Here is a 24,906-nt window from a genome sequence, read left to right on the forward strand (position 1 = left end):
ATGAATAGTGAAACAGAAAATATTTGCACGATTCTCAAAAAATCAAGATCAATTGCTGTTTATGGGATCTCCAGCAATTCTTCAAGAATAAGCAGACAAATTGCGTCATTTTTAAAATCTAGCGGATATCATGTCGTTGGAGTTAATCCCTCAATTGATTTGGCTGGGGATATTGTAGTGTATCCAAATTTAAAAGCAATCCCGCACCATATTGATATAGTAAATGTATTTAGAAGATCCGAAGAAATTCCCGAACTAATAAATGATACTCTGCAAATTAAACCAAACGTGCTCTGGCTACAAGAGGGTATTAGAAACGATGAAGCTGTAAAACCTATTGTTGAGAAGGGAATTACAGTTATTCAAGATAAGTGTATTGCTGTGTTATATAATCATTGCAAAGCTATTGGTAGTTAATCGGATTTATGAAAAATAACAGCCGGATAAAATATTTATTCATTCTCACTATAATAGTTTTATCCGGCTCTTTTCATCTCACCCACTCACAAGTTCTAATCGATTCTCTATTCGTTAATAAAAATAGTATACAGATTGACTCAATAATTATCTCCGGTAATGATCTGACTGAAGAATTTATTATTCGCCGGGAATTGACATTTAATCCGGGTGATACAATTACTTTAAACGATTATATCTTTAACAGAGAGAGGCTTTACAGTCTAAGATTATTTTCAAAAGTATTGTTTTTAATTGAAGAAGAAAAAAACTTGCTCAATATTCAAGTAACCGAATCATGGTATATATATCCACTTCCATTTCTGCATTTAAAAGAAAAATCATTAAAAAAATCAAATTTTGGTTTCTATCTATTAGTTAGGAATTTTCGCGGTCGGAATGAAACGATAAGAACATTTTTTAGCTTTGGATATGATAAGTACTTTACAATCATCTATGAGAATCCATCAGTCTTCTTCCAGAATGATATCGGATTTTCTTTCAGCTCATCCTATTCAAAATTTAATAACAGAAGCATAAAAGCAGAAGAGGCGGCTGGCGGTAATTTTATTTATTATAATTTTTCATTAGGGATTGGAGTTTCTAAGCGATTCGATCAGTATAATATTTTAACCGGCTTCGCCGGATACCAATATTTGAAAGCGCCAGTTGCTTTAAATAGGGTTACCGCAAGCGGTAAAAATATTGATCGGGTGTCTTCCTTTGGCGCGGCATATTATTATGATTCAAGAGATCTGAAACAGTTTTCTGAAAGCGGAATGCTAACATATATAAGTTATAACGAAAAAGGATTGGAGTCTAAAGAAGTAGATTATTCAATATTAGATTATGACTTGCGGTTTTATAAAACTATTACTGAAGATATTTTCGCAAAAATTAGATTAGCAGGAAGAAATTCATTCCGCGATGTTCCTTTTTATGATCAATCATTTTTGGGATATGACTATATAGTGAGGGGTGAATCGGATAATGAAAGGGAAGACTACAATCTTTTCATGTATTCGTTAGAAATAAGTTACCCAATAATTAAATCGTGGAATTTGAGTTTGGATTTACCGCTCATTCCGAAAAAATTGACTTCTGCTCGAATTGATCTTTACTTGAGTTCATTTTTTGATTCGGGGACAACGTTTGGTAAAAATAAAATTATTTCTACCGATGGATATTATTACGGATATGGTTTAGGATTAACTATTTTAGTGCTCCCTTATAATGCAATAAGGATGGAATTCGCATTGAACAAAAAAGGTGTAGGAGAATTTTTATTTGGAACCGGTTTTTCTTTCTAATACAGAACTATATTTATCCTCATCTATTGATAATGGTTATGTTGTTATTACTGATGAGGAGCAGCATCATATCATTAATGTGATGCGACATAAGATTAATGATAATCTAAATGTGACTGATGGTAAGGGAAACATTTACAATACTGAAATCGTAACTATAACTAAAACGCAACTTACGGCTAAAATTATTTCCACTTTAACATATCCCAACACTTTTCAGAATATAATATTCTGCATCCCCAGATTAAAAAATAATGACCGCTTTGAATTTGCGCTTGAAAAGTGTGTTGAGCTGGGCATAAATAGATTTATTGTTTTTGATTCGGATAGAACTGTAGCAAAGGGTAATAAAATTGATCGATGGCAAAAACTAATTACTTCCGCCATGAAGCAATCGTTGCAAGCCTGGCTACCAACAGTTTCCTACGCAAAAAACTTTAATGAATTGATGAAACTGGAAGGAAAGAAATTCATCTTCGATCAAAAAGGGGAAATGCGGCTGAATGAAATTATGAGTTCTGGTTACTCTACAGAGTTATTAATGAAAGATACTCTCAATTATTTTGTATTTGGACCTGAGGGAGGGTTTTCGAGTGAAGAGTATAGAGTAATGAGTGAAGAGTTGAAAATTAGATTAACTTCAAATCGATTGAGAAGTGAAACTGCAATTATCACTGCCGCTGTTTTACTATTTACATCTTAAATTAACTCAATACTTTTTTTGATAAGCCGTTCAAAATCCTTTTTTACAATTTCAGCTGTCTCCATTACCTCTTTATGTGAAAGTTTTTGAGATGATAATCCGGCCGCGTAATTAGTTATACATGAGATTGATGAAACTTCTAAACCTAAACTTTTAGCGAAAATTGCTTCGTGAACTGTTGACATTCCTACGGCATCCCCTCCAAATTTCTGAACCATTTTTATTTCTGCGGGAGTTTCGTATGATGGACCTTTTGTAAACCAATAAACGCCATGCCTCAATAATATTTTCTCTTCGAGAGCCGCGTTCATAATTGAAGAATTTAATTTTTCGGAAGGGAAATCTATAAATGAATTTTTTGCTTCAATTGAGGGAAGACTAATTAATAAACTTAATTCCCTCTTTAAATTGATTGCGTTAAAAGAGGAAGCAAGCATCAAATCACCCGGATGAAAATTAGAATTAACACCTCCGGCGGCATTGGTTAAAATGAGATTGTTAATCTTCAACTGAGCCGCAATAACGATTGGCAGCACACATTTTTCAATATCATAACCTTCATAAAAGTGAATTCTTCCCTGAACAATTAAAAGTTTTTTCCCTTTATATTCAGAGAAATGCAAAAAACCAGAGTGCCCTTGAACTGTTGATTTTGGATAATTATTTAATGAAGAAGTCGCAATGCTTTTTTTTGTATCAACCTTATCGGCAAAATCTCCGAGTCCACTACCAAGCACAATACAAATATCGGGCTTAAAAGGGGCTTCAGTTTCAATTTGTTTTAACAGTGATTTATATTTTTCTGAAAAGTTTATCATGCCATAATTCCAGCTAAAGTTGCCGTAAGAAGAGTTGCCAATGTACCTGCGATTAAAGCTCTTATTCCGAGTTTTGCTAAATCACCTCTGCGTTCCGGTGCAAGTGGGGAGATGCCTCCAATCTGAATTGCGATTGAACTAAAATTGGCGAACCCGCACAATGCGTAAGTTGCCATTAGAATTGCTTTTGGATTCGTAAGATTTTTTAATTCAATAAGCTTGCTCATATCTAGATAAGCTACAAATTCATTCAATACAACTTTGGTACCGAGTAAACTACCGAAATAATAAGCGCTGTCCCATGGAACACCGATGCTGAATGCTAAAAATTGTAGTATTGAACCAAACAAAAATTGAAAGCTGAGAGTCTGATTAAAATTTGCCATTAAATAAGCATTTAATCCGGTAACATCACCAATTTGTCCCATCAAATAATTTAGTAGTGATATAATTGCAATAAATCCGATGAGCATGGCTGCAACATTAATTGCCAGTTGCATTCCATCACTAGCACCCGCAGCAGCCGCTTCAATAACATTGGAAGATGTTTTTTCTACATTAACTTTTACTTTACCTTTAGTTTCGGGTTCACCGATTTCAGGAATAATTATTTTTGAGATTAATAACGAAGCTGGTGCCGCCATTACGCTAGCTCCCAGTAAATGGGTCGCGAATAACAATTGCGCTTCTTGTATTGAAATATTCATTGAAGCGGCGAAAGATTGACCAAGCATTTGAATGTAAGCCGCCATCACTCCACCGGCAATTGTAGCCATACCGCCAGCCATAATAGTAAGTAGCTCGCTCTGCGTTAATCCTTTGATAAATGGTTTTATCATCAATGGCGCTTCTGATTGCCCGACAAATATATTTGCTGTATTCGATAGTGATTCTGCGCCGCTGGTGCCCATCAATCTAGCCATTATCCATGCCATCCCTTGAACTATTTTTTGCATAATCCCAAGGTGATATAACACGCTCATGAGCGTACCAAAAAATATTATGGTTGGAAGAACTTGAAATGCGAAAAAAACACCAAGACTTCCTTCATTTCCCGGGCCCAATCCCAGTGTGCCAAAAACAAATTTTGAACCTTCAGTAGTAAACTGCAGAATTAATACAAAAAAACTGCTAAGAAATCTAAAGAATTCTTTAGGCCAGCCTAGAGGAGAAAAGAATTGAGCTAATTGATCTCCTTTAATAATAAAAATTGCGAATGTAATTTGAATTGCTAAACCAGAAAAAACTAACCTCCAGTTAATTCTTCTTTTATTATTTGATAAGAGAAATGCAATACCAAGTATTACTGCAATTCCTAATAGTCCTTGTAAAAAATTTAAGAAAAAATTCATGTACTCCTCAATTATTCTGGGATATAATGACATTTACGGCAGCGCGCTTCATAACTATCTGCCGCGCCAACTAATACTCGTTCTTCGGAAATTATTTTGCGTTGGGTTTTATCAGCCGGATTGCCGCATATAACACAAATAGCTAATGTTTTGGTAATATACTCGGAGATTGCGAGTAATTGAGGCATTGGATCAAATGGAATGCCTTTATAATCTTGATCGAGTCCTGCTATTATTACTCTTTTTCCATTATTGGCAAGTTGGTTCACAATGTCAATCAAGTTAGATTTGAAGAACTGTGCTTCATCAATCCCAATAACTTGAGCATTTTTAGAAAGATCAAGAATTTCTTGAGCATCATCAATCAACACTGAGGGGAGAGATTGTTCGCTATGGGAAACAATTTCTCCGTCAGAATATCGATTATCAATTCTTGGTTTGAAGACAAGAACACTTTGTTTAGCAATTTTTGCTCTTCTTAATCTTCTGATTAGCTCTTCGGTTTTACCACTGAACATACAGCCGGCAATAACTTCAATCCAGCCGGTTTCTTTAGGCATTGAATGTGGTGTAAATTCCATCATGGTTTTAAATACTCCTCGCCAAATGAATAGGGAAGCAGCTCATTTAATTTCATCTCTCGCAATTCCCCCTTTTTATTACTCATAATTACTACCAAATCTTTACCACATAAATCCGCTAAAACTTGTCTGCAAGCACCGCAAGGGGAAATATAATCATCAGCATCACTCGCAATTGCAATCTTTGTGAATTTTCTTTTCCCGGTAATTACCGCATTAAACACAGCGGTACGCTCGGCACATATTGTTAAACTATAGGATGAATTCTCAATATTTGCCCCAATAAATATTTCGCCATCATCTGTTAAGAGTGCAGAGCCTACTCGAAAATTAGAGTATGTTGGCAATGCTTTTGTTTTTGCTTCTACAGCTAATTCCATCAGTTGTTCATTTGTCATATTATTCATTATTTTTTTATTAAACGGTACATTGCGACATCATGTGAAGGAACTGTCACATCCAATTTAGTTTTAGTTGATTTCAATTCTTTTTTTGTCCACAAATCTTTAACTCTATATTCTACTGTTTTAAAGTTAGTATCTTTTTTGAAAATATCATCAACAACATTTTCATAATTCCAGTCGAATGTAATCATTTTATTTTCTTTGCTTCTATTTAAGATACACATTGCCCAATCACCATTAACAAGTGGCTTGAACCATATTTCTACAGAATCTTTTGAGGAATATTTAAATCCTTGAATCCCAAGTGAATCTTGATCAACAGAAATTACATCGCGGTTAGTCAAAATCTCCAAGGTTTCTTTACTCATATTTCTAAGATCATTGCCTGCTATTAGCGGTGCTGCCAGCATTGCCCACATTGAGAAATGGGCTCGATCCTCATTTACCGGCATACCATTTCCAACTTCCATCATATCGGGATCGTTCCAGTGATCTGGCCCGGCATATTTTCTTAATCCATCCTGCATATCTAGAATATACATCACCCCCCACGATTTCCAAGTTCCATGATCTTTCACACAATCAAAACAATTAAAGATGTCACCTGTAGTTCTCCATAAATGTCCAATCGAAGCTCCCCATTCCCACGGTTTGTTATTTCCCCATTCGCATAAACTAAATACGATTGGTCTGCCGGCTTTGTAAAGCGCATCACGCATTGTTAAATAAGCACCTTCGGCGTTTAATGCTTCAGTATTACACCAATCATATTTTAAATAATCAATGCCCCAGCTGGCGTATGTCATAGCATCTTGAAATTCATAACCGCGACTTCCAGGTCTTCCACCGCATGTTTTCCATCCAGCATCTGAATATATACCCAGTTTTAATCCTTTTGAGTGAACATAGTCCGATAGCGCTTTCATACCGGAAGGGAAATGTTGAGAATTGGGTTGAATAAATCCGAGAGAATCTCTTTCACCATGCCAGCAATCGTCAATATTTATATAAATATATCCGGCATCTTTCATACCTGTCGCAACCATTGCATCTGCAGTTTGTTTCACTAAATTCTCATCGATATCGCAAGCAAATTTATTCCAGCTATTCCATCCCATTGGTGGAGTAAGTGCTAATCCTTCAAATTTTTGAGCATGATTTGTAGAGATTAAATTCGTTAAAATTAATAGAACTAAAATGATTCTAAATTTCAATTCATCTTTCATTTATGTCACCTTTGAATTATTCAAAAACCATCTTCCAATAACCATTGGTCAGCAACCTGTTCAGAAATCCCATATATGAAACGGGAAGGTTTCGCAAAAGTCATTCCTTGTTGTCTATCAAATATATGCATAGGATAACAAACATATAAATTTTGTTTTGCTCTCGTGGAAGCAACATACATTAATCTTCTTTCTTCTTCTAGTGATTCAAATTTATCAAATGATTGCGCAGATGGGAAGAAACCATCTATAGCATGAATAATAAAGACGGAATGCCACTCCAATCCTTTTGCCGAGTGTATTGTTGATAAAGTTACAAATTCATTTTCTTTATCTTCAGCGTTAATATCAACTACCGAATCCTGAGGAGGTTCAAGCGCCATGTCTGATAAAAAAGAGTCGAGCGATTTATAATTCTCCGAAATATTCATAAAAATTTCTAAATCTTTTTTCCTCTTATTCCAATCATCATAAGTATCTCTAAAAATCGGTTCATAATAATTGAAGGCTACCTCTGCTTTTTCTGCCGGTAATGAATTTTTAGTGTGTATCTGATGAAGCAAGTCAAATAATTTGTAAAGATTATCTTTAAATTGATTTTTGGGAAGAAGTTCCGGACTGTTTTTTATAGATACAATACCTTTTGCAACCAAATCCATAATAGATTGGGCCTTTTTTGGACCAACACCTTCATGCAAAAGTAAAACTCTGTACCAGCTAACAAAGTCGGTTGGATTTGCCGCAATCCTAAGAAATGCGAGCATATCTTTAACATGAGCGGCTTCAACAAATTTCATCCCACCAAATTTTATGTAGGGAATATTAGCTTTATTTAATTCTATTTCCAGATCGAATGAATGATAGGAGGAACGAAAAAGTACAGCAATTTCATTGAGTGGAACGCCTTCATCACGTAACTCAAGAATTCTCTCAGTTATGAACCGTGATTGCATATTCTCGTTTGCCGCTGAAACAATACCGGGAAGCTCTCCGCCAATTTTTTTAGTAAAGAGTTGCTTTGGATATTTTTCAAATGCGTGTTCAATTATATGATTAGAGAAATCTAAAATCTCTTGTGTGCTTCTATAATTTTCTTCGAGGGTTATAAGTTTAACATCATGAAAAAGTTTTGGGAATTCCATAATGTTCTTGAAATTAGCTCCCCGGAAAGAATAGATCGATTGTGAATCATCCCCAACAACCATAATGTTTTGTCGTGATTGACCGAGTGCCAAAATAATATCCGATTGTAATTTATTTGTATCCTGATATTCATCAACCATTATGTATTTGATTCCGGAAATAAAAGTTTGGGAAGCAGAGTTTTTACTTTCCAAAAACATTTTAAGAAATACAAGTAGATCATCATAATCCAGCAGGCTATTTTGGCGTTTATAAGAAACATAAACTTTTTCAATATCTAAAAACTTATCTGTGTACTCAACAAAGTGAGGATAATCTTCCTCGAGAATACTTTCGATACTTTTGCCCGTATTAACAGACAGACTAATTACTTTAAAGATGGTTTGTTTATTTGGGAATCTTTTTTTGTGCTGGGAAAGATTTAGCTGACCCCTAATTAAATTAATCACATCCTCACTATCACTTTGATCTAGAATTGTGAATCCATTATCTAGATTTAGGGCTTTAGCATATTTTCTTAAAACTGTATTTGCGAATGAATGGAATGTACCGCCATTAATTTTAGAGCACCGGTTATCGAGAAGGAGAGCGGCCCTATTCATCATTTCTTTTGCAGCTTTACGGGTAAAAGTTAACAGTAAAATTGATGATGGATCATTGCCCAATTCCGTTAATCTTGCGACACGGTAAACTAGAGTACGAGTTTTTCCGCTACCTGCACCGGCTATAACCAAAAAGTTCCCCTCAGTTGCGGACACGGCTTCATATTGGGATGAATTTAACTGCTGCTGATAATTAATACTGAATTTCGATTCATCAACAGCAGTTTTTTCTTGAATAGAATTAGTACGTTTTAGAACAAACTTTTTAGCCATCAACGTAATGCTTTTGGTTTTTTCAGAATTTCAGTTAGAATAACCACATCACGTAAATTTGTAGAATCTCTAAGTTTATCAGTTATTAGAGTGTTTCTTTTATTAGTGTCTTTTTTTACAGTTGCCGGTTTAAAAAGTAGATCATCTTTAACTTTTTTCTTTGCTTTTGCTTCCAGCTGGTTTATCTGTTCTATAGAAAAATTAGGTATCTTATTAATTTTTTCTATTTCACGTTTAATTAAAGTCTCCCGCGTATTTATCTTTTTCTCGAATTCCGATTCGGGATCCCAGGAAGAGGTCTCCAATGATTCACTTCTTTGAGTTTGAGGTTTAGGTTTTTGCTGATAATCTTTTGGAATTTTGAATCCAAATAAATCTTCAAGAACCTCAACATTTTTATTTGATGGAGATACAATAATATCTCCATCATCATTGTCTTGATAATCCTGCGGGTTCTTTTTATTAGGTTGCTTTTTTTGTTTGAAAATAGAACTTACTACGGAATAGATCACAAACAAAAAAATCAATAACTCAAAAATATTATCCATAACATTAATCTTTTTCTTTTTTATCGTCTGGCTTTGCTATAGAATTACGCATATCCGTATCAGCAATTACATTTTTCATATTATAATAATCCATTACTCCTAATCTACCTGATCTGAATGCTTCTGCCAAAGCTTTTGGCACTTCTGATTCAGCTTCCACAACTTTCGCTTTCATTCGTGCTACTTCAGCCGACATTTCCTGTTCGAGAGCAACTGCGGCGGCACGTCTTTCTTCGGCTTTTGCGCGGGCGACTTTAAGATCTGCTTCAGCCTGGTCTGTTTGTAAGATTGCGCCGATATTGGTACCTACGTCAACATCCGCAATATCAATTGAAAGAATTTCGAATGCTGTTCCGGCATCTAATCCCTTGGATAATACTACTTTTGAAATACTGTCCGGATTTTCGAGTACCTCTTTATGTGTAGTACTTGAACCGATAGTAGATACAATACCTTCACCAACACGAGCTAAAATTGTAGCTTCGCCAGCACCGCCAACTAATCTCTCAAGATTAGTTCTAACAGTAATTCTAGCTATAGCTTTTAACTGAATACCATCTTTAGCTACGGCGGATACCATTGGAGTTTCAATCACTTTTGGATTTACCGACATTTTTACGGCTTCGAGTACATCTCTTCCGGCCAAATCAATAGCCGCTGCTTTTTCAAATTCCAAATCGAGATTGGCCTTGTTCGCCGAAATTAACGCATTAACTACGTTGGTTACATTCCCACCGGCTAAATAATGTGCTTCCAATAACGAAATATTAAGATCGATGCCAGCTTTCGTGGCAGAAATTACATTTCTGATAATTACTTGTGGCGATACTTTTCTTAATCTCATACCCACTAAATCGCGAAATATCCTTACTTTAACACCTGAAAAGTAAGCTGTTATAAATAATCCGAGCGGTACAAAATAGAGTAGAAAAAAGAGGAGAAATATCCCGGCAAAAATAATAAATATTGACAACCCTGCTAATGCTTCCATTTTTACTCCTTACTTTACGTGAATAATCTGTTTGAAAAATATTAATTACTAGGACTAAAACAAAATATGATTTTGTAAACTTACAATAATCCAAAGTTCCTTGAAATGAGGTTAATCTTACTATATATTTATGAAACGATTTAGCAAAGATTGATGTTCTAAATAAAAAGAAAAGGATTTGAACAATGGAAGGAAATTTTTCCGAAAGAGTGCAAGAAGTTATTCGTCTTAGTCGTGAAGAAGCACTCAGACTGGGACACGATTATATAGGTACAGAGCATTTATTATTAGGAATTATAAGAGAAGGTCAGGGTGTTGCCGTTAGAATTTTGAAAAACCTTGATGTTGATCTACTAAGCTTGAAAAAGGCTGTTGAAGATACAGTTCGAACTGCCGGTGGAACTCTAACTATTGGTAATATTCCTTTGACCAAACAAGCCGAAAAAGTACTAAAAATCACACAAATTGAATCAAAAATATATAAATCTGATGTAATTGGTACCGAGCATATTATTCTATCTTTGTTGAGAGACGAAGATAATATCGCAACCCAAATTCTTCACCAGTTTAATGTGAATTATGATAACGCAAGGGCTGAGCTTAATAATATTTTAAGCAGTAAAGACCCTCAGAAAGCTCAGCAAATGGGACAATCTCAATTTTCTTCGAAGAAACCGGATAAAACAAAAACTCCGGTTTTGGACAATTTTGGAAGAGATTTGACAAAGTTGGCAATAGAGGATAAACTCGATCCAGTAATTGGACGTGAAAAAGAGATTGAAAGAGTTGCCCAAGTGTTGAGCCGTAGAAAGAAAAATAATCCGGTTTTAATTGGTGAACCTGGAGTTGGCAAAACAGCAATCGCTGAAGGATTAGCTCTCAGAATCATTCAAAAGAAGGTACCAAGAATCTTACAGGAAAAAAGAGTTGTTACTCTTGATCTGGCTGGATTAGTTGCGGGAACAAAATACCGTGGACAATTTGAAGAGAGAATGAAAGCACTGATGACTGAGCTTGAAAAGGCCGATGATGTAATTTTATTTATTGATGAATTACATACAATTGTTGGAGCTGGGGGAGCTTCAGGTTCCCTTGATGCTTCAAACATGTTTAAACCGGCATTGGCAAGAGGTGATATACAATGTATTGGCGCTACTACACTGGATGAGTATCGTAAATATATTGAAACAGATGGGGCATTAGATAGAAGATTTCAAAAGGTAATGGTCGATCCGCCTTCTGTTGATCAGACCATACAAATATTAGAGAATATTAAATTCAAGTATGAAGAGCATCATCATGTAAAATACTCATCTGAGGCAATAGATTTAGCTGTTCGTCTCAGCGAGAGATATATCACAGATCGTCATTTGCCCGACAAGGCCATCGACGTTCTCGATGAAGCTGGCTCACGTGTTCATATGGGTAATTTTACCGTGCCTGAAGAAATACTTAAGCTTGAAGAAGAGATTGAAAAAGTGAAAGTGCTCAAAATCCAGGTTGTTAAACAGCAGGATTATGAGGAAGCCGCACGGCTCAGAGATAGAGAAAGAAATATCCAAAGTGATCTTGAAATTGCAAAAAAAGATTGGGACACAAAGACAAAGGATATTATTTATGATGTTTCTGAGGATGATATTGCTACGGTAGTATCGATGATGACTGGCATTCCGGTTACACGAGTTGTTCAGGCTGAATCTGAAAAATTAATGAAGATGGAGGATGCGCTCAAAGGACGTATTGTTGGGCAAGATGAAGCGGTTCTAAAACTAACCAAAGCCATTAGAAGAACTAGAGCTGGTTTGAAGCGTCCCTCTAAACCGATTGGCACATTCATATTCTTGGGACCAACCGGAGTCGGGAAAACAGAACTGGCAAAAGAATTAGCGCGCTATTTATTTGATTCCTCCGATGCGTTAATAAGAATTGATATGAGTGAATACATGGAAAAATTTGCTGTGTCACGACTAGTGGGAGCTCCTCCTGGATATGTTGGTTATGAAGAGGGAGGTCAATTAACAGAAAGAGTAAGGAGAAAACCTTATTCAGTAGTACTATTTGATGAGATTGAAAAAGCTCACCCTGATGTATTTAATATTTTGCTTCAAGTTTTAGATGATGGACAACTTACCGATAGTTTAGGAAGAAAGGTTGATTTTAAAAATACGATTATCATAATGACTTCAAATGTTGGTACTAAAGATATTAAAACTACCGGTGGATTCGGATTTAGCGGGGAATCGGAAGCTGATCAGTATTCTCAACTCAAGAATACTGTTGAAGACGCAATGAAAAAATTGTTCAATCCGGAATTTCTAAATAGACTTGACGAAGCAATAGTTTTCAGAAATTTAGATATTAATGACATCAAACAGATTGTAGCTATTGAGATGAGAGATTTAGTGAAAAACATTAGCGATAATAAAATGACAATTGAGCTTCACGATAGTGCTAAAGATTTTCTCGGAGAAAAAGGATTCGATCAAAAATTTGGAGCACGTCCTCTAAAACGGGCAATCCAAAAATATGTTGAAGATCCACTCGCCGAAGAATTATTATTAGGACATTTTAAAGAAGGTGACAAAATTATTGTTAAGAGAAAAATGGAAACTGATGAACTATATTTTTTGAGCGATAAAGAAGTTGAACCTGAAGAACAAGACAATACAGAGAAACAATCTGTTTAGTGATATTTGTAAAGTTTGATTATGAAACAACTTAGCAACGAAGAGTTAGAAAATATTATACTTGATCATGATGGTTGGATACTTGGTGATGGAAAGTTAATAAAGGAGTATAATTTAAGTTCATTCAGCGAAGCTTTGGCATTTGTAGTTAAAGTTGGAATTGAAGCGGAGAAGTTAGATCATCATCCGGATATTCTTCTTCATTCATGGAATAAAGTCAAGATAGCCCTTTCAACTCATAGTGCGAACGGGATCACAGATTTGGATATTAATTTAGCCAAACAAATAGAGATAATTAAAAAATGAAAAAAGAAAACATTCTCGAAATTTTTACAAAAACAAATGCCCTACTCTCAGGGCATTTTTTATTAACTTCAGGCAGACACAGTAATCAATATTTTCAATGCGCTCAAGTATTGCAATACCCAAATCACAATGAAGTTATTTGTACTGAAATAGCAAATTTCTTTAAGGATACTGAGATTGATGTGGTAATCTCTCCGGCTATAGGAGGAATTATAGTTGGACAGGAGGTAGCGCGTCAGTTGGGGAAAAAATCAATATTTGCTGAAAGAGAAGATAAAGAATTAAGATTGCGGAGAGGATTTAGTATTGAGCCGGGGCAAAAGTATCTAGTTTGTGAGGATGTTGTTACAACAGGAGGTTCAGTCTTTGAAGTAATTGAGATTGTTAAAAATGGTGGTGGAGAAGTAGTTGGAGTAGGCACAATTGTCGACCGAAGCAACAATAAAGTAAAATTTGGTGTGCCGCAGTTTAGCACTCTTCAACTGGAGGTAATTTCATATACATCTGAAGACTGCCCATTGTGCAAACAAAATATACCGGTCGTTAAGCCAGGTTCACGAAAAATAGTGTGAGGTATAAATTGAGATTAAAAATAGTACTCCTTGTTTGTTTAATTGTATCAAATGTTTTTAGCCAGGTTAATTATGAAGAGTATTTTAACGGGAAAACATTACGATTCGATTTTTACCATTCCGGTAATAAATCTACCGAAGAAATAATATTCTCCAAGATGAAAGAGGAAGGGGATTGGAGCGGATCGAAGAAAAATCTGATAGATACACTTAGGTATGGAAATTATTTTTTTGAACTGCATGATATCGCATCAAATAAAGTAATTTACTCACGCGGTTTTTCTACTCTATATCAAGAGTGGCAAACTACCGAAGAGGCAAAACAGATGAATAGAATTTTTGAAGGATCTGTTGTTATGCCTTTCCCAAAAATAAAAACTAAGATTGTCATTTTTAGAAGGGATAGAAACAATAATTTCATTTCATTATTTCAACATATCATTGATCCGGCAAATTATTTTATTGAAAAAAACATTACAAATAAATATCCAAATTTTATAGTCCATAGTTCTGGTGATCCTTCAGAGAAACTGGATATAGTATTTATCCCCGATGGTTATTCAAAAGAAGAAATGAAAAAATTTAAAGATGATTGTTCAAGAATGAGCGTCTATCTGTTTGATTATTCCCCATTCGATAAATTAAAAGATAAAATAAATATTTGGGGAGTGGAAGCACCATCCGATGAAAGTGGTACCGATATTCCAGGAAAAAATATTTGGGTAAACACTCAACTAAACTCTTCATTTTATACTTTTGATAGCGAAAGATACCTGATGACATCGAGCTATTTCAAAGTTAAAGATATTGCATCAAACGCTCCTTATGATCAAATTTATATCTTGGTGAATACAGATAAATATGGTGGCGGGGCAATTTATAATTTTTACTCACTAACCTGTGTTGATAACAAATTAACCAAGCAGGTATTTATTCATGAATTTGGGCACGGTTTAGCCGGATTAGCCGATGAATATGGCAATGATAATACATACCAGGATATGTATCCAACTGATATTGAGCCTTGGGAAGTTAACCTTACAACACTTGTAAATTTTGAAAGTAAATGGAAAAATATGATTGATACAAATACGCCAATCCCCACTCCTTCAACCGATGAGTATAAAAATCAAGTTGGTGTTTTTGAAGGAGGAGGGTATGTAGCAAAAGGAGTGTATAGACCAACATTCAATAGTTTAATGAATTCATTTTCCTCAAACGAGTTTAATGAGGTTTGCAAAAAAGCACTCATTAATGTAGTTAATTTTTATTCCGAGTAGATATGGACCAGAAAAAGTTTTATCGTGCTATAGAGTCAATTGCATCTTTCGAATTCCCTAGCGAAAAAGAATTATTAATTGAGGTTGTTAAACAAATAATTAAATCGGACCAAATTAGTTTCACAGGCGGAAGAATTTGGAAACTTGATTATAAGAAGAAAAATTATAAACTAGTATTTCAAACAGGTAAAGTTCAAAAAATTCCTAATGATTTTGTACTTGCAATAAAAGATTACAAACTTTTTGAAATGCTTTCAAAATATCGTACCATACTTGCTGATGAGACTAATAAAACTTTAATAAGCAAAGGTATACTTAAATATTCAGCCTCCGGTATCGGTAGAAAAATTAAAATTGGAGATACAAGATATTATGAATATCTCCTCGCTGTAAATAGCGATAGAATTGATGAAGACTTAAGATACGGACTTAATATTGTTGCAACCGTACTTACTTCAAAACTTCACGAAAAATATGTTACTCAACTGCGCAAAAATTTAATTGATGACATTGATAAGGCAAAACAACTTCAAAAAAGTATTTTGCCAGAACATGAGTATGATTTTCATGATTATAAAATATTTGGGATAACTCTTCCGGCAGATACAATTAGTGGAGATTTTTATGATTATCTTAAAATTGGTGATGAAGAGGATAGATTAGGAATTATTTTAGGGGATGCCGCATCAAAGGGATTTCCCGCTGCCGCTGAGGCAATGTATATTTCTGGTGCGTTAAGAATGGCTAGCACTTTTCAAATGAAAATATCTCCAATGATGTCCCGGTTGAATAAACTTATAAATAAAATATTTAGTGATGATAAGTTTATAACTCTTTTTTACGGTGAACTCTCGAATGATAAAAAAGGATTATTTCTTTACGCAAATGCCGGACAAAACCCCCCGGTACATTACAGCAAAAAAAGTGGCAAACTTACTTATCTCGAACCAACCGGCCCATTGCTTGGCCCTGCTCCAAATTCTAAATATGATACCGACAGCATTAACTTTGAAAGTGGAGATGTTTTATTAGTTTATTCCGATGGAATTGTGGAATCTGCAAACGAGGCTTTCGAGTTTTATGGTGAGGAAAAAATGGAAAAAGTCTTCATCGATAATATTGATAAGTCGCCAAAAGAAATTGCCACACTAATTTTAGAGGATGTTATAAAATTCACAACTATAGATAGCAAGTATCAAGATGATAAAACTGTCCTAATAGTTAAACGAAAATAATATGCAGATACCCGAAAAAATTAAAAATGCCGGTGTTGTTGGAGCAGGTGGAGCAGGATTTCCTACTCACATTAAAGCGCAATCCAAAGTTGAATTTGTATTGGCTAATGGCGCAGAATGCGAACCATTAATTCATAAAGATTATGAACTAATGGTTAATTTCCCAGATCAAATTGTAAATGGAGTTGAAACTTTAATAGAACAAACGGGCGCAAAAAAGTCATATTTTGGTATCAAAGAAAAAAATATAAAAGCTATAGATAAAATTGATAATTCTATAAGTAACAAGAAGATAGAGTTATGTCTGTTAGGTGATTTTTATCCCAGCGGTGATGAATATGAATTGGTCTATGCTGCTACTAAAAGATTGATCCCTCCACACGGATTGCCGCTCGATGTTGGTTGTGTCGTGAATAATGTTGAGACATTCTACAATATTTCCAATGCTAAAGAAGGAATACCTGTAACCAAAAAGTTTGTATCGGTAGCGGGAGCAGTAAAAAAGCCATCATCTTTTTTTGTGCCTATTGGTACCAGTTTCAATGATTTACTACAGATTGCAGGCAGTTCAATTCTAGAAGAATATGCGATTTTTGTTAGTGGCATATTAATGGGAAAGCTTACATTTAATCTAAATGATGTTGTTACTAAAACCACAGCTGGAATAATTATCCTTCCAAAAAATCATTACCTCGTTCAAAGAATGGAAAGACCAATTTCAGATATGAATAGAATTGGAAAATCGGCTTGCGATCAATGTAGTTATTGCACCGAATTTTGTCCCCGTTATCTGCTAGGTTATGATGTGCAACCCCATAAAGTTATGAGATCGCTTGGTTTTTCAGCTACTGGTGAAGCAGTCTGGAATCAATACGCTGATTTGTGTTGCTCGTGCGGATTATGTTCGCTATACGCATGTCCAGAAGATTTATATCCCCGTGAAGCTTGCGATCAAGGTAAAAATTATTTGAAGTCCAACGGAATGCGGCATAATCAACAAAAAGAGCTAAAAGTGCATCCAATAAAGGAAGGAAGAAGAGTCCCTCTTAAACAATTAATGAAACGAATGAACATTTTAGAGCTTGACGCGCCTACTCCATTTATGGAGTACTCAAATAAAATAGAAAGTGTTAAAATAAAATTGAAACAACACACCGGGTTTCCTTCAAAACCTACGATTAGTATTGGCTCGAGAATAAGTGAAGGGGATTTAATTGCTGATATTTATGAAAATAAATTGGGCGCAAAAATTCACGCTTCAATTGCCGGTACAGTTAAAGAAATTAATGATGATTACATTTTAATTGAAGGGTAAATAATGAATTCACTTGGATTAATAGAAATGACAAGTATTGCCGCCGGTATGCAGGCAGCAGATATTATGCTAAAGACATCTAATGTAGAGTTGATACTTTCGAGAACTATATGTTCAGGAAAATATATGGTTTTAATTGGAGGGGATGTTGCAGAAGTACAATCTGCTGTTGATCGAGCAGTGAATCAAACAGAATTTGCGGTAATAGATACATTTGTGATCCCCAATGTTCATGACGATATATTTCCAGCCCTTTCCGGTCATTCAAATGTTGAAATGTTGGAATCACTCGGCATTCTGGAATCATTTAGTGTTGCCTCGCTGATAGAGGGCGCAGATGCCGCTGTGAAATCATCAAATGTAAAAATTATTGAAATAAGGTTGGCGATGGCGCTAGGTGGAAAAGCTTTTTGCACACTTACAGGTGAAGTTGCCGCAGTTACAAGTGCTATTGATTCTGGCGCAAAAGTAATTTCAGATAGAGGATTATTAGTTAATAAAGTTGTCATAGCCAACCCAAGAAAGGAATTACTTAGTGAAATGATTTAAACTGATGCCCTCAAATAATTTATCAATCCCGCTTCAAATATCTTTTCGTAAATATATTATTGCCGCTTTCATAAAGATGTATGTTAAAAATGCTGAAGTAAATATTATGGGAATCGATCCGTAAAATATCATTTCGTAATTAAATTCATAGTTGAGTGTTACCGATAAGAAATAATTGCTCATAGGTTTAAAGAATAGAAGAATCATAAATACCATATAAATTGCACAAATTAAAAATGTTAACGATGCTCCTTGTGAGGAGGATATTCTGATGGGATTTCTCTCCTTATAGTTCGCATAGATTGTCCCCATACCATAATTAATAGAAAGAATTGCGACTGCCGATAAAAATGTACTTGCAACCGCAAATATGGTAATTTCAAATCCAAATTTTAAGTTTGTAGTGAATGAAAGTAGTAAGGCAATTCCTAAAATTATGGAAGAGGAGGGGATCAGCTTTGTTTGTATATATTTTTTTAGGTGAATAGGAGCGGTCCTCAGTTTCCAAAAATTCTTTCCTTCAAGACTAGTAATAGGGAAGATGAACCGCAGCGATAAAGTTGAGATCAAAAGCAAGTTAAACAGGTAGATCGATAAATAGATCATTGTCTGAAGATAGAAATTCCCAAATCCTACAAATTTAATTCCAGAAGCACTTACAATAAAAATTAATATTAAAAAAATAAGAATGACAGCGTGTATAATTTGACTTGGTTCACGGAAGAATAGTAGTATATCTTTCTTCAACAACGATTCAGTTTGAGGATTGAACTTGCTTCGGTTCATAAATGAGAAGTAGGGAGATTGTTTCTTTTTTTGATGACTAAATCCGCTACTTATTAACCATGTATTAAGGTACCATTTTCTTCCAAGGGCCAAAGCCGATAAAAATAAAATTGAGGAAAGGACTATCTGCAAAAAAATAAATTGTACTGCATAGTAATAATTCCCTTTAATAATCCAAAATCCCGATTGTGCCAGCCAATGATGCGGTAGATATTCCAAGATATCTGGGAGATATGAACCGAGATAAACATCTTTATCGAGATATGGGTAACTTTTCATTATCTCCTTAACCAAAGTTCCCGGGGAATTTAAATCGAAAAATAATATAATTGATAAAAGGTAAATCGCCGCTAAACTATACAACACTTTTTTGAAGCCATATTTTGATGAGAGTTTTATGATTACTAACAAAATAATTACTCCCAGAGAACCTGCACTAAACATATATGGGACGAAGGATAAGAGAAGTGTAATTCCCGCAATTAATGATATTTCGAAATAGTATATATATCCCGCTAATAAAGAGAAGAGAACCATGAGCAGAGTACCCGAACTATAAAAGAAGTTATCAAGAAATTTGATGGTAAATAATAACTCAGGTTGAACCGGTTTTGAGAAATAGTAATTAATTTCTTGAGATTTATAAAGTGTGGAATAAGAAACAATAATATTGCCTACATTAATAGATACAAAAAATATGAACAGAACCATAGAAATAAATTGATGAAGTAAAAAGAGCCCAATCTTTATTTTTAACATTAGGAATACAATGGTTGAATATGAGAAATAAAACGCGCCAAAAGCAAAGGCTAAGTAGATTAATCCGCTGGCACTATTTTTAATAAAATTACTCAATGAAAAATTTGATTCGAACCTTAAATAGGAGAGTGCCTTATATTTTAATATGTGGAAGAATGTTTTCATTCTTCTTCAGTCAATTCGATGATCAAAGATTCAAGATTCTGATCTTGATGATTCTTCAAATCATTTAGTGAGGTAATGTTGTTATTAAATAGGAGTTTACCTTTTCTGATTATACCTACATGAGTGCATATTTCTTCAACAACATTTAAACTATGTGTTGACATAAAAATTGAGGCGCCACCTTTCACTTTTTCGGAGAAGAGCTTTTTAACAAGATATGCCGATTGAGGATCTAACCCAACCATAGGTTCATCAACAATTATTAATTTGGGATTGTGCAAGAAAGCTGAAGCAATCACTATTCTTTGCTTCATTCCTTGTGAATATTCCTCAGTCCTTTTATTAATCCATTCTCCAATTTTAAGCTGTTCACAAATTTCATCTACTTTGAGTTTTGTTTCTGATTTCGAAAGATTATATAATCCAGCACTAAAATAGAGAAATTCCTTTCCCGTTAGTTTCTCATAAATAAATGGTTGATCGGGAATATAACCGAAACTCTCTTTAGCAGTAATGGGATTTGCCCATGCATCAATATCACCAATAATTATTGAACCAGAAATTGGTTTTAACAAACCAACAATCATTTTTATGGTTGTAGTTTTGCCAGCCCCATTTGGACCTAAAAACCCAAAAAGCTCTCCAGTTTTAATCTCAAGATTTATTTTATCAACAGCGGTAAAATTCCCAAATGTCTTTGTCAATTCAACCAGTTTGAGCATAGTAATTCTATTTTAGTTAATGAATTAAATTGTGAATAAAGTTTCGAAAAAGAAATCTAAACGATAGTAATACTGTAAACATTTTAGCAATTTTAGATGAAAGTCTTACAAAATATTTTTCTGAACATCGTCTAGTGTAATAGTAGTTAGATCTACATCTTCCATTTCGAATATATTTAGAATCCTTTCTTCTTGAGAGCTTATTGATGAGAACAATAAGTTTTTTGCAGTGTATGCGTTTTGCGATTTATTCAGTTCAATAATTTTTACAAACAGATCAAGCATTTCCTGTTGTGCCCCTTCATCTAAGGTATATCCGTTTTTATATGCCATATTGTATGCAATTGCTAGTAATTCATATGCAGTATAATCTTTAAAGATAAATTTGTGGGGAAACATTTTCTCGATTTTTGGAAATTTCAGAATAATGTTTTTGAGATTAGGTGCGGTATCAGATAAAACAAAAATCATTTTTTTAGAGAAGTCTGAAGCAGTATTCAATATTACCTGAATTGCTTCCTGTCCAAGGTCATCTTTTGAAAGTACTAGATTATGTGCTTCCTTTAAGTATAATATACCTCCATGAGCCTGTTGAATAATTTTTTCTGTATTCGTTGTTGTTTGACCTGGGTAACTGGCTACTAAATCGGTTCTATCAACTTCAACAACATGACCTTTGGACAAAATCCCGATTTCCTTAAATATTTGTCCACAGATTCTTATTATTGATTTTTTACCGGTTGCCTGATTTCCAATACACAATAGGTTAAAATTTCGATCAATAGATTTAATACCTTGCTCTTTTTTCAATTGAACAAATCTAGCATAATTAATTAACCGGAATATTTCATTCTTAACCTCTGATTGCCCAACGTACTGATTTAATTCATCTATATGATTTTGAAGTTTAAGCGGATCACCTTTAATGGTAAAACTCTTAGCTTCTTCATCTCTATTAAGTACTTCATTAATATCGTTTTCTAATATTATAGAAGTAATTTCATCATTCCGTTTATCTTGAGGAATCTCCGCAATCCGTAATAACATTTTTTGTTTAACAGATTCAATAATATTTCTAACTAATCGGGCGTTTCCAAATTTCTTATCTCTATTATTATACATCTTTTCGAAATGCTGCAATAAACGCTCCTCAGCGGATATGTGCAGTTTCTTTTTCTCTTTACTTAGCGTACGGTTTACAATTTCCATTAATTCGGAAGGGGAGTAATCTTCAAAATGGAAAGATTTACTGAACCGAGATTGCATCCCCGGATTACTGGCAACAAATGCTTTCATTTCATCTGTGTAACCGGCAGCAATAACATTAAATTTACCCCTATCATCTTCCATTCGTTTTAATAAAATATCAATTGCTTCTTTTCCAAAATCATTGCCTGAATCCCCTGATTTGACGAGTGTATAAGCCTCATCTATGAATAACATTCCACCAATCGATTTTTCAATAATTGATGTAGTTTTTTCAGCCGTCTGACCAACATAACCGGCAACCAGTGACTGGCGGTCTGCTTCAATTAAGTGACCTTTTGGCAATATGCCTAGTGCCGAATAAATCTTGCCAAAAATTCTTGCTACCGTTGTTTTTCCTGTCCCTGGATTTCCGAGAAAGAGAATGTGTTCGCTAAAGACTTTCTTTAAATCTTGTTTTTCTTCTTTCAAGAAACGGGCAAGTTTAATCAAATCATAAACCTCTTTTTTAAGAGAAGTTAAACCAACCAATCCATCAAGTTCAATTAAGGCTTCGGAAAGTGCCTCTTCGTTTATGGGAATTTGTACTTCTTTTTTTGAATTTTTTTGAAGCGTTTTTTCTATTACTTGGAGTGTTATGGTAGCAATATTTTCCTTTGTTATTAAACTCTCGCCGGTAGTACTTATTATTTTACTAAGATTGATTTTACAATCATTAAATATTTTCCTTACCAACCTTGCATTCCCAAAACTTTTATCTCTTGAACGGTAAAGGGAATAGAATTCTTTTTTTAGAAGTTCTTCTGCGTCCTGAGTTATCTTGTAATCTTCTTTGGTAAGTAAGTCCTTGAAGATTTGCAATAGTTCATCAGGTGAGTAATCATCAAAGACAAAGGTATGCGAAAACCGTGATCTCAATCCCGGATTAGAATTAAGGAAAGAATTCATTTCATCGGTGTAACCGGCAACAATAACTACAAATTCTCCCTTTCTATCCTCCATTCTTTTAAGAAGTACATCGATAGCTTCTTGCCCAAAATCTTGCGAACCTCCTTTTTTAACCAATGTGTAAGCTTCATCTATAAAAAGTACCCCACCAATTGCATCACCAATAACTTTCTCAGCCTTTTGAGCGGTTTCTCCAATATATTGTCCAACAAATCCGGAGCGGTCAACTTCAATAACATGCCCGCTGGGTAGAATGCCCATAGCGAAAAATATATCTCCCAATAATCTCGCTATCGTTGTTTTACCAGTTCCCGGGTTTCCCAGAAATATAGCGTTTATAGAAATATTCTCTTCCGATTTCAATCCTAATCTTTTTCTTTCCTGGATAAATTCAAGGTAGGAAATAAATGTTTTTATAGCCTCTTTAATACCGGAAAGACCAGTAAATCTATTTAGTTCTTCAATTAATTCACCAAGTGGTTTAACATTTCTCTGGTTGGGAATTACTTCTTTTTCATCAGATTTATTCTTTTCGCCCGATTTTTTTAGGTGAGAAAAATTATTGATTTTCTCTTCTTTCTTTGATGTTTTAGCAGACGGTTCAGATTGATTGTCTTCATATTCGAAAAGTACATTTTGGGATACTCCAAAATATCTTTCACCAACTTTAAAGTTATTGATATAAAGTTCAAGTTTTGCTTGTCCTTCATCCCACTTCTTAGTTTTTAGAGTATCTATAGTTTGAGTAAAAATAACCGAATCCCATTCTTTTTGTGTATTCATTTGAAATGGAAGTTTAAATATCTCAAAATCATTATGGTAAAGAACAAATGTCATAGCATATAGCTTATCTGTTTCTTTAAAGAAAGGATTGTTGAAAATTATTTCGATACCAAATTTCTTGTAACTAATCGGTAATTGTTTGAGATAAACCCTGTCGGTACTGTTGGGGGAGTTCAGCTCATACAATTTTATAGAATAAATATTAGCATAGTTATTAGGATAAAAAATTGAATCGCTACGGTAGAGGAATTCACTATTCAAAGGATTAAAATCGTCAAATGATTTAGTGGCAAAAGTATTTCTGGTAGTAACTTTAGTTCTTTCTTTTTCCTCAAGTTTTAACAAATTATTTACATAATTCACAAGGTGGTTAAATTTTTCATTTTTTTTGAACTTGTTTTGCATCTCCTTAATTTTTTTTTGAGCTGGTTTAATTTGGAAAAGGTTAACCATAGCCTCAAGTTCTAAAAGTTCAGCTTCATCATCTTTAACATTTTTCAAGATATTTCTGGCACTCAGCAGCGCAAACCAGTATTCTTTTTCTTTGAGAGAATCTTTAGCCTCATTAAAAAGAATATCAATTCCGGAGGAGCTGAGTTCCTTCTGTTCGATAAAATATTGATGTGCTTTTTCTAACCACTTTTTAAGGTTGTGCCAATCCTTATTTTTTTGATCATTCATAATTAAAGCCAGATCAAGGGATTTTTGCGCCTCATCCAGTTTTAATTGTCCGGCAAATGCATGTGCCTGGATATAGAATGACCATGCTAAGCTCTCTCTCTGTTTTACTATTGATTGTTGGAAATCGGCAATAGCGCCCTCGTAAATACTCATTCTGTAAAGAATGTATCCCCGGTAAAATCGGGCTTTATCAGAATCACCTTTAAGTTCTACTGCAATGTTTGCAAATTCTAGTGCTTTTGCCGGATTTCCATTTTCGAGAAGAGCCCAAGCATAACTAATTACTGCTTCCGAATCATCCGGCCGAAAGGAATAGATCTTCTCCGCACGGCTAAGTGCAAGTCTAAATCTTCCATTGAATAGGTGCTCAAAAACTTCTTTTTGTAATTGATTTAAGTCTTCTTGATACATAACCAGATTTATTTAATTAAATCAAATTTTAATAAGTATACTAAAGTTAAAAATGCCTTTATAATAAACTTTTATACTTGCTTCAAATTAATAA

Annotated in this window: 21 protein-coding genes; 10 read left to right on the top strand and 11 right to left on the bottom strand. The window is 34.4% G+C overall.

Annotated features, from left to right (window positions below; genetic code table 11):
* From KF816_08965 to KF816_08975, 3 genes are read left to right on the top strand one after another with little or no spacing between them, the layout of a single operon-like run.
* Complete coding sequence (locus tag KF816_08965) at nt 1–417, top strand: CoA-binding protein (protein ID MBX3008142.1); 417 nt, start codon at nt 1–3, stop codon at nt 415–417.
* Between the two features lie 8 nt (nt 418–425).
* Nucleotides 426–1,766, top strand: coding sequence for a hypothetical protein (locus KF816_08970; GenBank protein MBX3008143.1), 1,341 nt, complete (start codon nt 426–428; stop codon nt 1,764–1,766).
* Nucleotides 1,744–2,469, top strand: coding sequence for a 16S rRNA (uracil(1498)-N(3))-methyltransferase (locus KF816_08975; protein ID MBX3008144.1), 726 nt, complete (start codon nt 1,744–1,746; stop codon nt 2,467–2,469). The genes KF816_08970 and KF816_08975 overlap by 23 nt, the downstream gene beginning before the upstream one ends.
* Here KF816_08975 and KF816_08980 read toward each other — a convergent pair.
* From KF816_08980 to floA, 8 genes are read right to left on the bottom strand one after another with little or no spacing between them, the layout of a single operon-like run.
* A complete protein-coding gene (locus KF816_08980) occupies nt 2,466–3,287 on the bottom strand; it encodes a purine-nucleoside phosphorylase (GenBank protein MBX3008145.1) in 822 nt (273 codons plus the stop codon). The genes KF816_08975 and KF816_08980 overlap by 4 nt on opposite strands.
* Nucleotides 3,284–4,639, bottom strand: coding sequence for a NupC/NupG family nucleoside CNT transporter (locus KF816_08985; protein MBX3008146.1), 1,356 nt, complete (start codon nt 4,637–4,639; stop codon nt 3,284–3,286). The genes KF816_08980 and KF816_08985 overlap by 4 nt, the downstream gene beginning before the upstream one ends.
* A gap of 11 nt (nt 4,640–4,650) precedes the next feature.
* The gene (locus tag KF816_08990) at nt 4,651–5,220 is read right to left on the bottom strand and encodes a thymidine kinase (protein ID MBX3008147.1); all 570 of its coding nucleotides are present in this window, start codon (nt 5,218–5,220) and stop codon (nt 4,651–4,653) included.
* Nucleotides 5,220–5,627 carry a cytidine deaminase gene (cdd, locus tag KF816_08995; protein ID MBX3008148.1) on the bottom strand — a complete coding sequence of 136 codons (408 nt, stop codon included), beginning with the start codon at nt 5,625–5,627 and terminating at the stop codon, nt 5,220–5,222. The genes KF816_08990 and cdd overlap by 1 nt, the downstream gene beginning before the upstream one ends.
* Nucleotides 5,627–6,850: a glycoside hydrolase family 27 protein gene (locus KF816_09000; GenBank protein MBX3008149.1), complete on the bottom strand. Its 1,224-nt coding sequence runs from the start codon at nt 6,848–6,850 to the stop codon at nt 5,627–5,629. Before KF816_09000 ends, cdd begins: the two co-directional genes overlap by 1 nt.
* Before the next feature lie 20 nt (nt 6,851–6,870).
* Nucleotides 6,871–8,868 (bottom strand): ATP-dependent helicase, encoded by a 1,998-nt coding sequence (locus KF816_09005; GenBank protein MBX3008150.1) that lies wholly within the window; start codon nt 8,866–8,868, stop codon nt 6,871–6,873.
* Nucleotides 8,868–9,416 carry a hypothetical protein gene (locus KF816_09010; GenBank protein MBX3008151.1) on the bottom strand — a complete coding sequence of 183 codons (549 nt, stop codon included), beginning with the start codon at nt 9,414–9,416 and terminating at the stop codon, nt 8,868–8,870. The genes KF816_09005 and KF816_09010 overlap by 1 nt, the downstream gene beginning before the upstream one ends.
* 4 nt (nt 9,417–9,420) lie before the next feature.
* Nucleotides 9,421–10,407, bottom strand: coding sequence for a flotillin-like protein FloA (gene floA / locus KF816_09015; protein MBX3008152.1), 987 nt, complete (start codon nt 10,405–10,407; stop codon nt 9,421–9,423).
* A gap of 185 nt (nt 10,408–10,592) precedes the next feature.
* Here floA and KF816_09020 point away from each other — a divergent pair, with 185 nt between their 5' ends.
* From KF816_09020 to KF816_09050, 7 genes are read left to right on the top strand one after another with little or no spacing between them, the layout of a single operon-like run.
* The gene (locus tag KF816_09020) at nt 10,593–13,094 is read left to right on the top strand and encodes an ATP-dependent Clp protease ATP-binding subunit (GenBank protein MBX3008153.1); all 2,502 of its coding nucleotides are present in this window, start codon (nt 10,593–10,595) and stop codon (nt 13,092–13,094) included.
* Nucleotides 13,095–13,115: 21 nt separating this feature from the next.
* The gene (locus KF816_09025; GenBank protein MBX3008154.1) at nt 13,116–13,400 is read left to right on the top strand and encodes a 4a-hydroxytetrahydrobiopterin dehydratase; all 285 of its coding nucleotides are present in this window, start codon (nt 13,116–13,118) and stop codon (nt 13,398–13,400) included.
* Nucleotides 13,397–13,972: an orotate phosphoribosyltransferase gene (gene pyrE / locus KF816_09030; GenBank protein ID MBX3008155.1), complete on the top strand. Its 576-nt coding sequence runs from the start codon at nt 13,397–13,399 to the stop codon at nt 13,970–13,972. The genes KF816_09025 and pyrE overlap by 4 nt, the downstream gene beginning before the upstream one ends.
* Before the next feature lie 41 nt (nt 13,973–14,013).
* Complete coding sequence (locus KF816_09035) at nt 14,014–15,252, top strand: peptidase M64 (protein MBX3008156.1); 1,239 nt, start codon at nt 14,014–14,016, stop codon at nt 15,250–15,252.
* A 2-nt stretch (nt 15,253–15,254) separates the two neighbouring features.
* Nucleotides 15,255–16,487 (top strand): serine/threonine-protein phosphatase, encoded by a 1,233-nt coding sequence (locus tag KF816_09040; protein ID MBX3008157.1) that lies wholly within the window; start codon nt 15,255–15,257, stop codon nt 16,485–16,487.
* Between the two features lies 1 nt (nt 16,488).
* Nucleotides 16,489–17,802, top strand: coding sequence for a 4Fe-4S dicluster domain-containing protein (locus KF816_09045; protein ID MBX3008158.1), 1,314 nt, complete (start codon nt 16,489–16,491; stop codon nt 17,800–17,802).
* Nucleotides 17,803–17,805: 3 nt separating this feature from the next.
* The gene (locus KF816_09050) at nt 17,806–18,351 is read left to right on the top strand and encodes a BMC domain-containing protein (protein MBX3008159.1); all 546 of its coding nucleotides are present in this window, start codon (nt 17,806–17,808) and stop codon (nt 18,349–18,351) included.
* A gap of 33 nt (nt 18,352–18,384) precedes the next feature.
* On the opposite strand, the gene KF816_09055 is transcribed toward KF816_09050, so the two are convergent.
* The 3 genes from KF816_09055 to KF816_09065 form a co-directional block, all read right to left on the bottom strand.
* A complete protein-coding gene (locus KF816_09055) occupies nt 18,385–20,061 on the bottom strand; it encodes a hypothetical protein (GenBank protein MBX3008160.1) in 1,677 nt (558 codons plus the stop codon).
* Nucleotides 20,058–20,783 carry an ABC transporter ATP-binding protein gene (locus KF816_09060; protein MBX3008161.1) on the bottom strand — a complete coding sequence of 242 codons (726 nt, stop codon included), beginning with the start codon at nt 20,781–20,783 and terminating at the stop codon, nt 20,058–20,060. Before KF816_09060 ends, KF816_09055 begins: the two co-directional genes overlap by 4 nt.
* Nucleotides 20,784–20,888: 105 nt before the next feature.
* Nucleotides 20,889–24,812, bottom strand: a complete 3,924-nt coding sequence (locus KF816_09065) for an AAA family ATPase (GenBank protein MBX3008162.1) — start codon at nt 24,810–24,812, stop codon at nt 20,889–20,891.
* Nucleotides 24,813–24,906 lie beyond the last annotated feature (94 nt).

The sequence above is a fragment of the Melioribacteraceae bacterium genome, assembly GCA_019638015.1.
GTDB lineage: Bacteria > Bacteroidota > Ignavibacteria > Ignavibacteriales > Melioribacteraceae > JAHBUP01.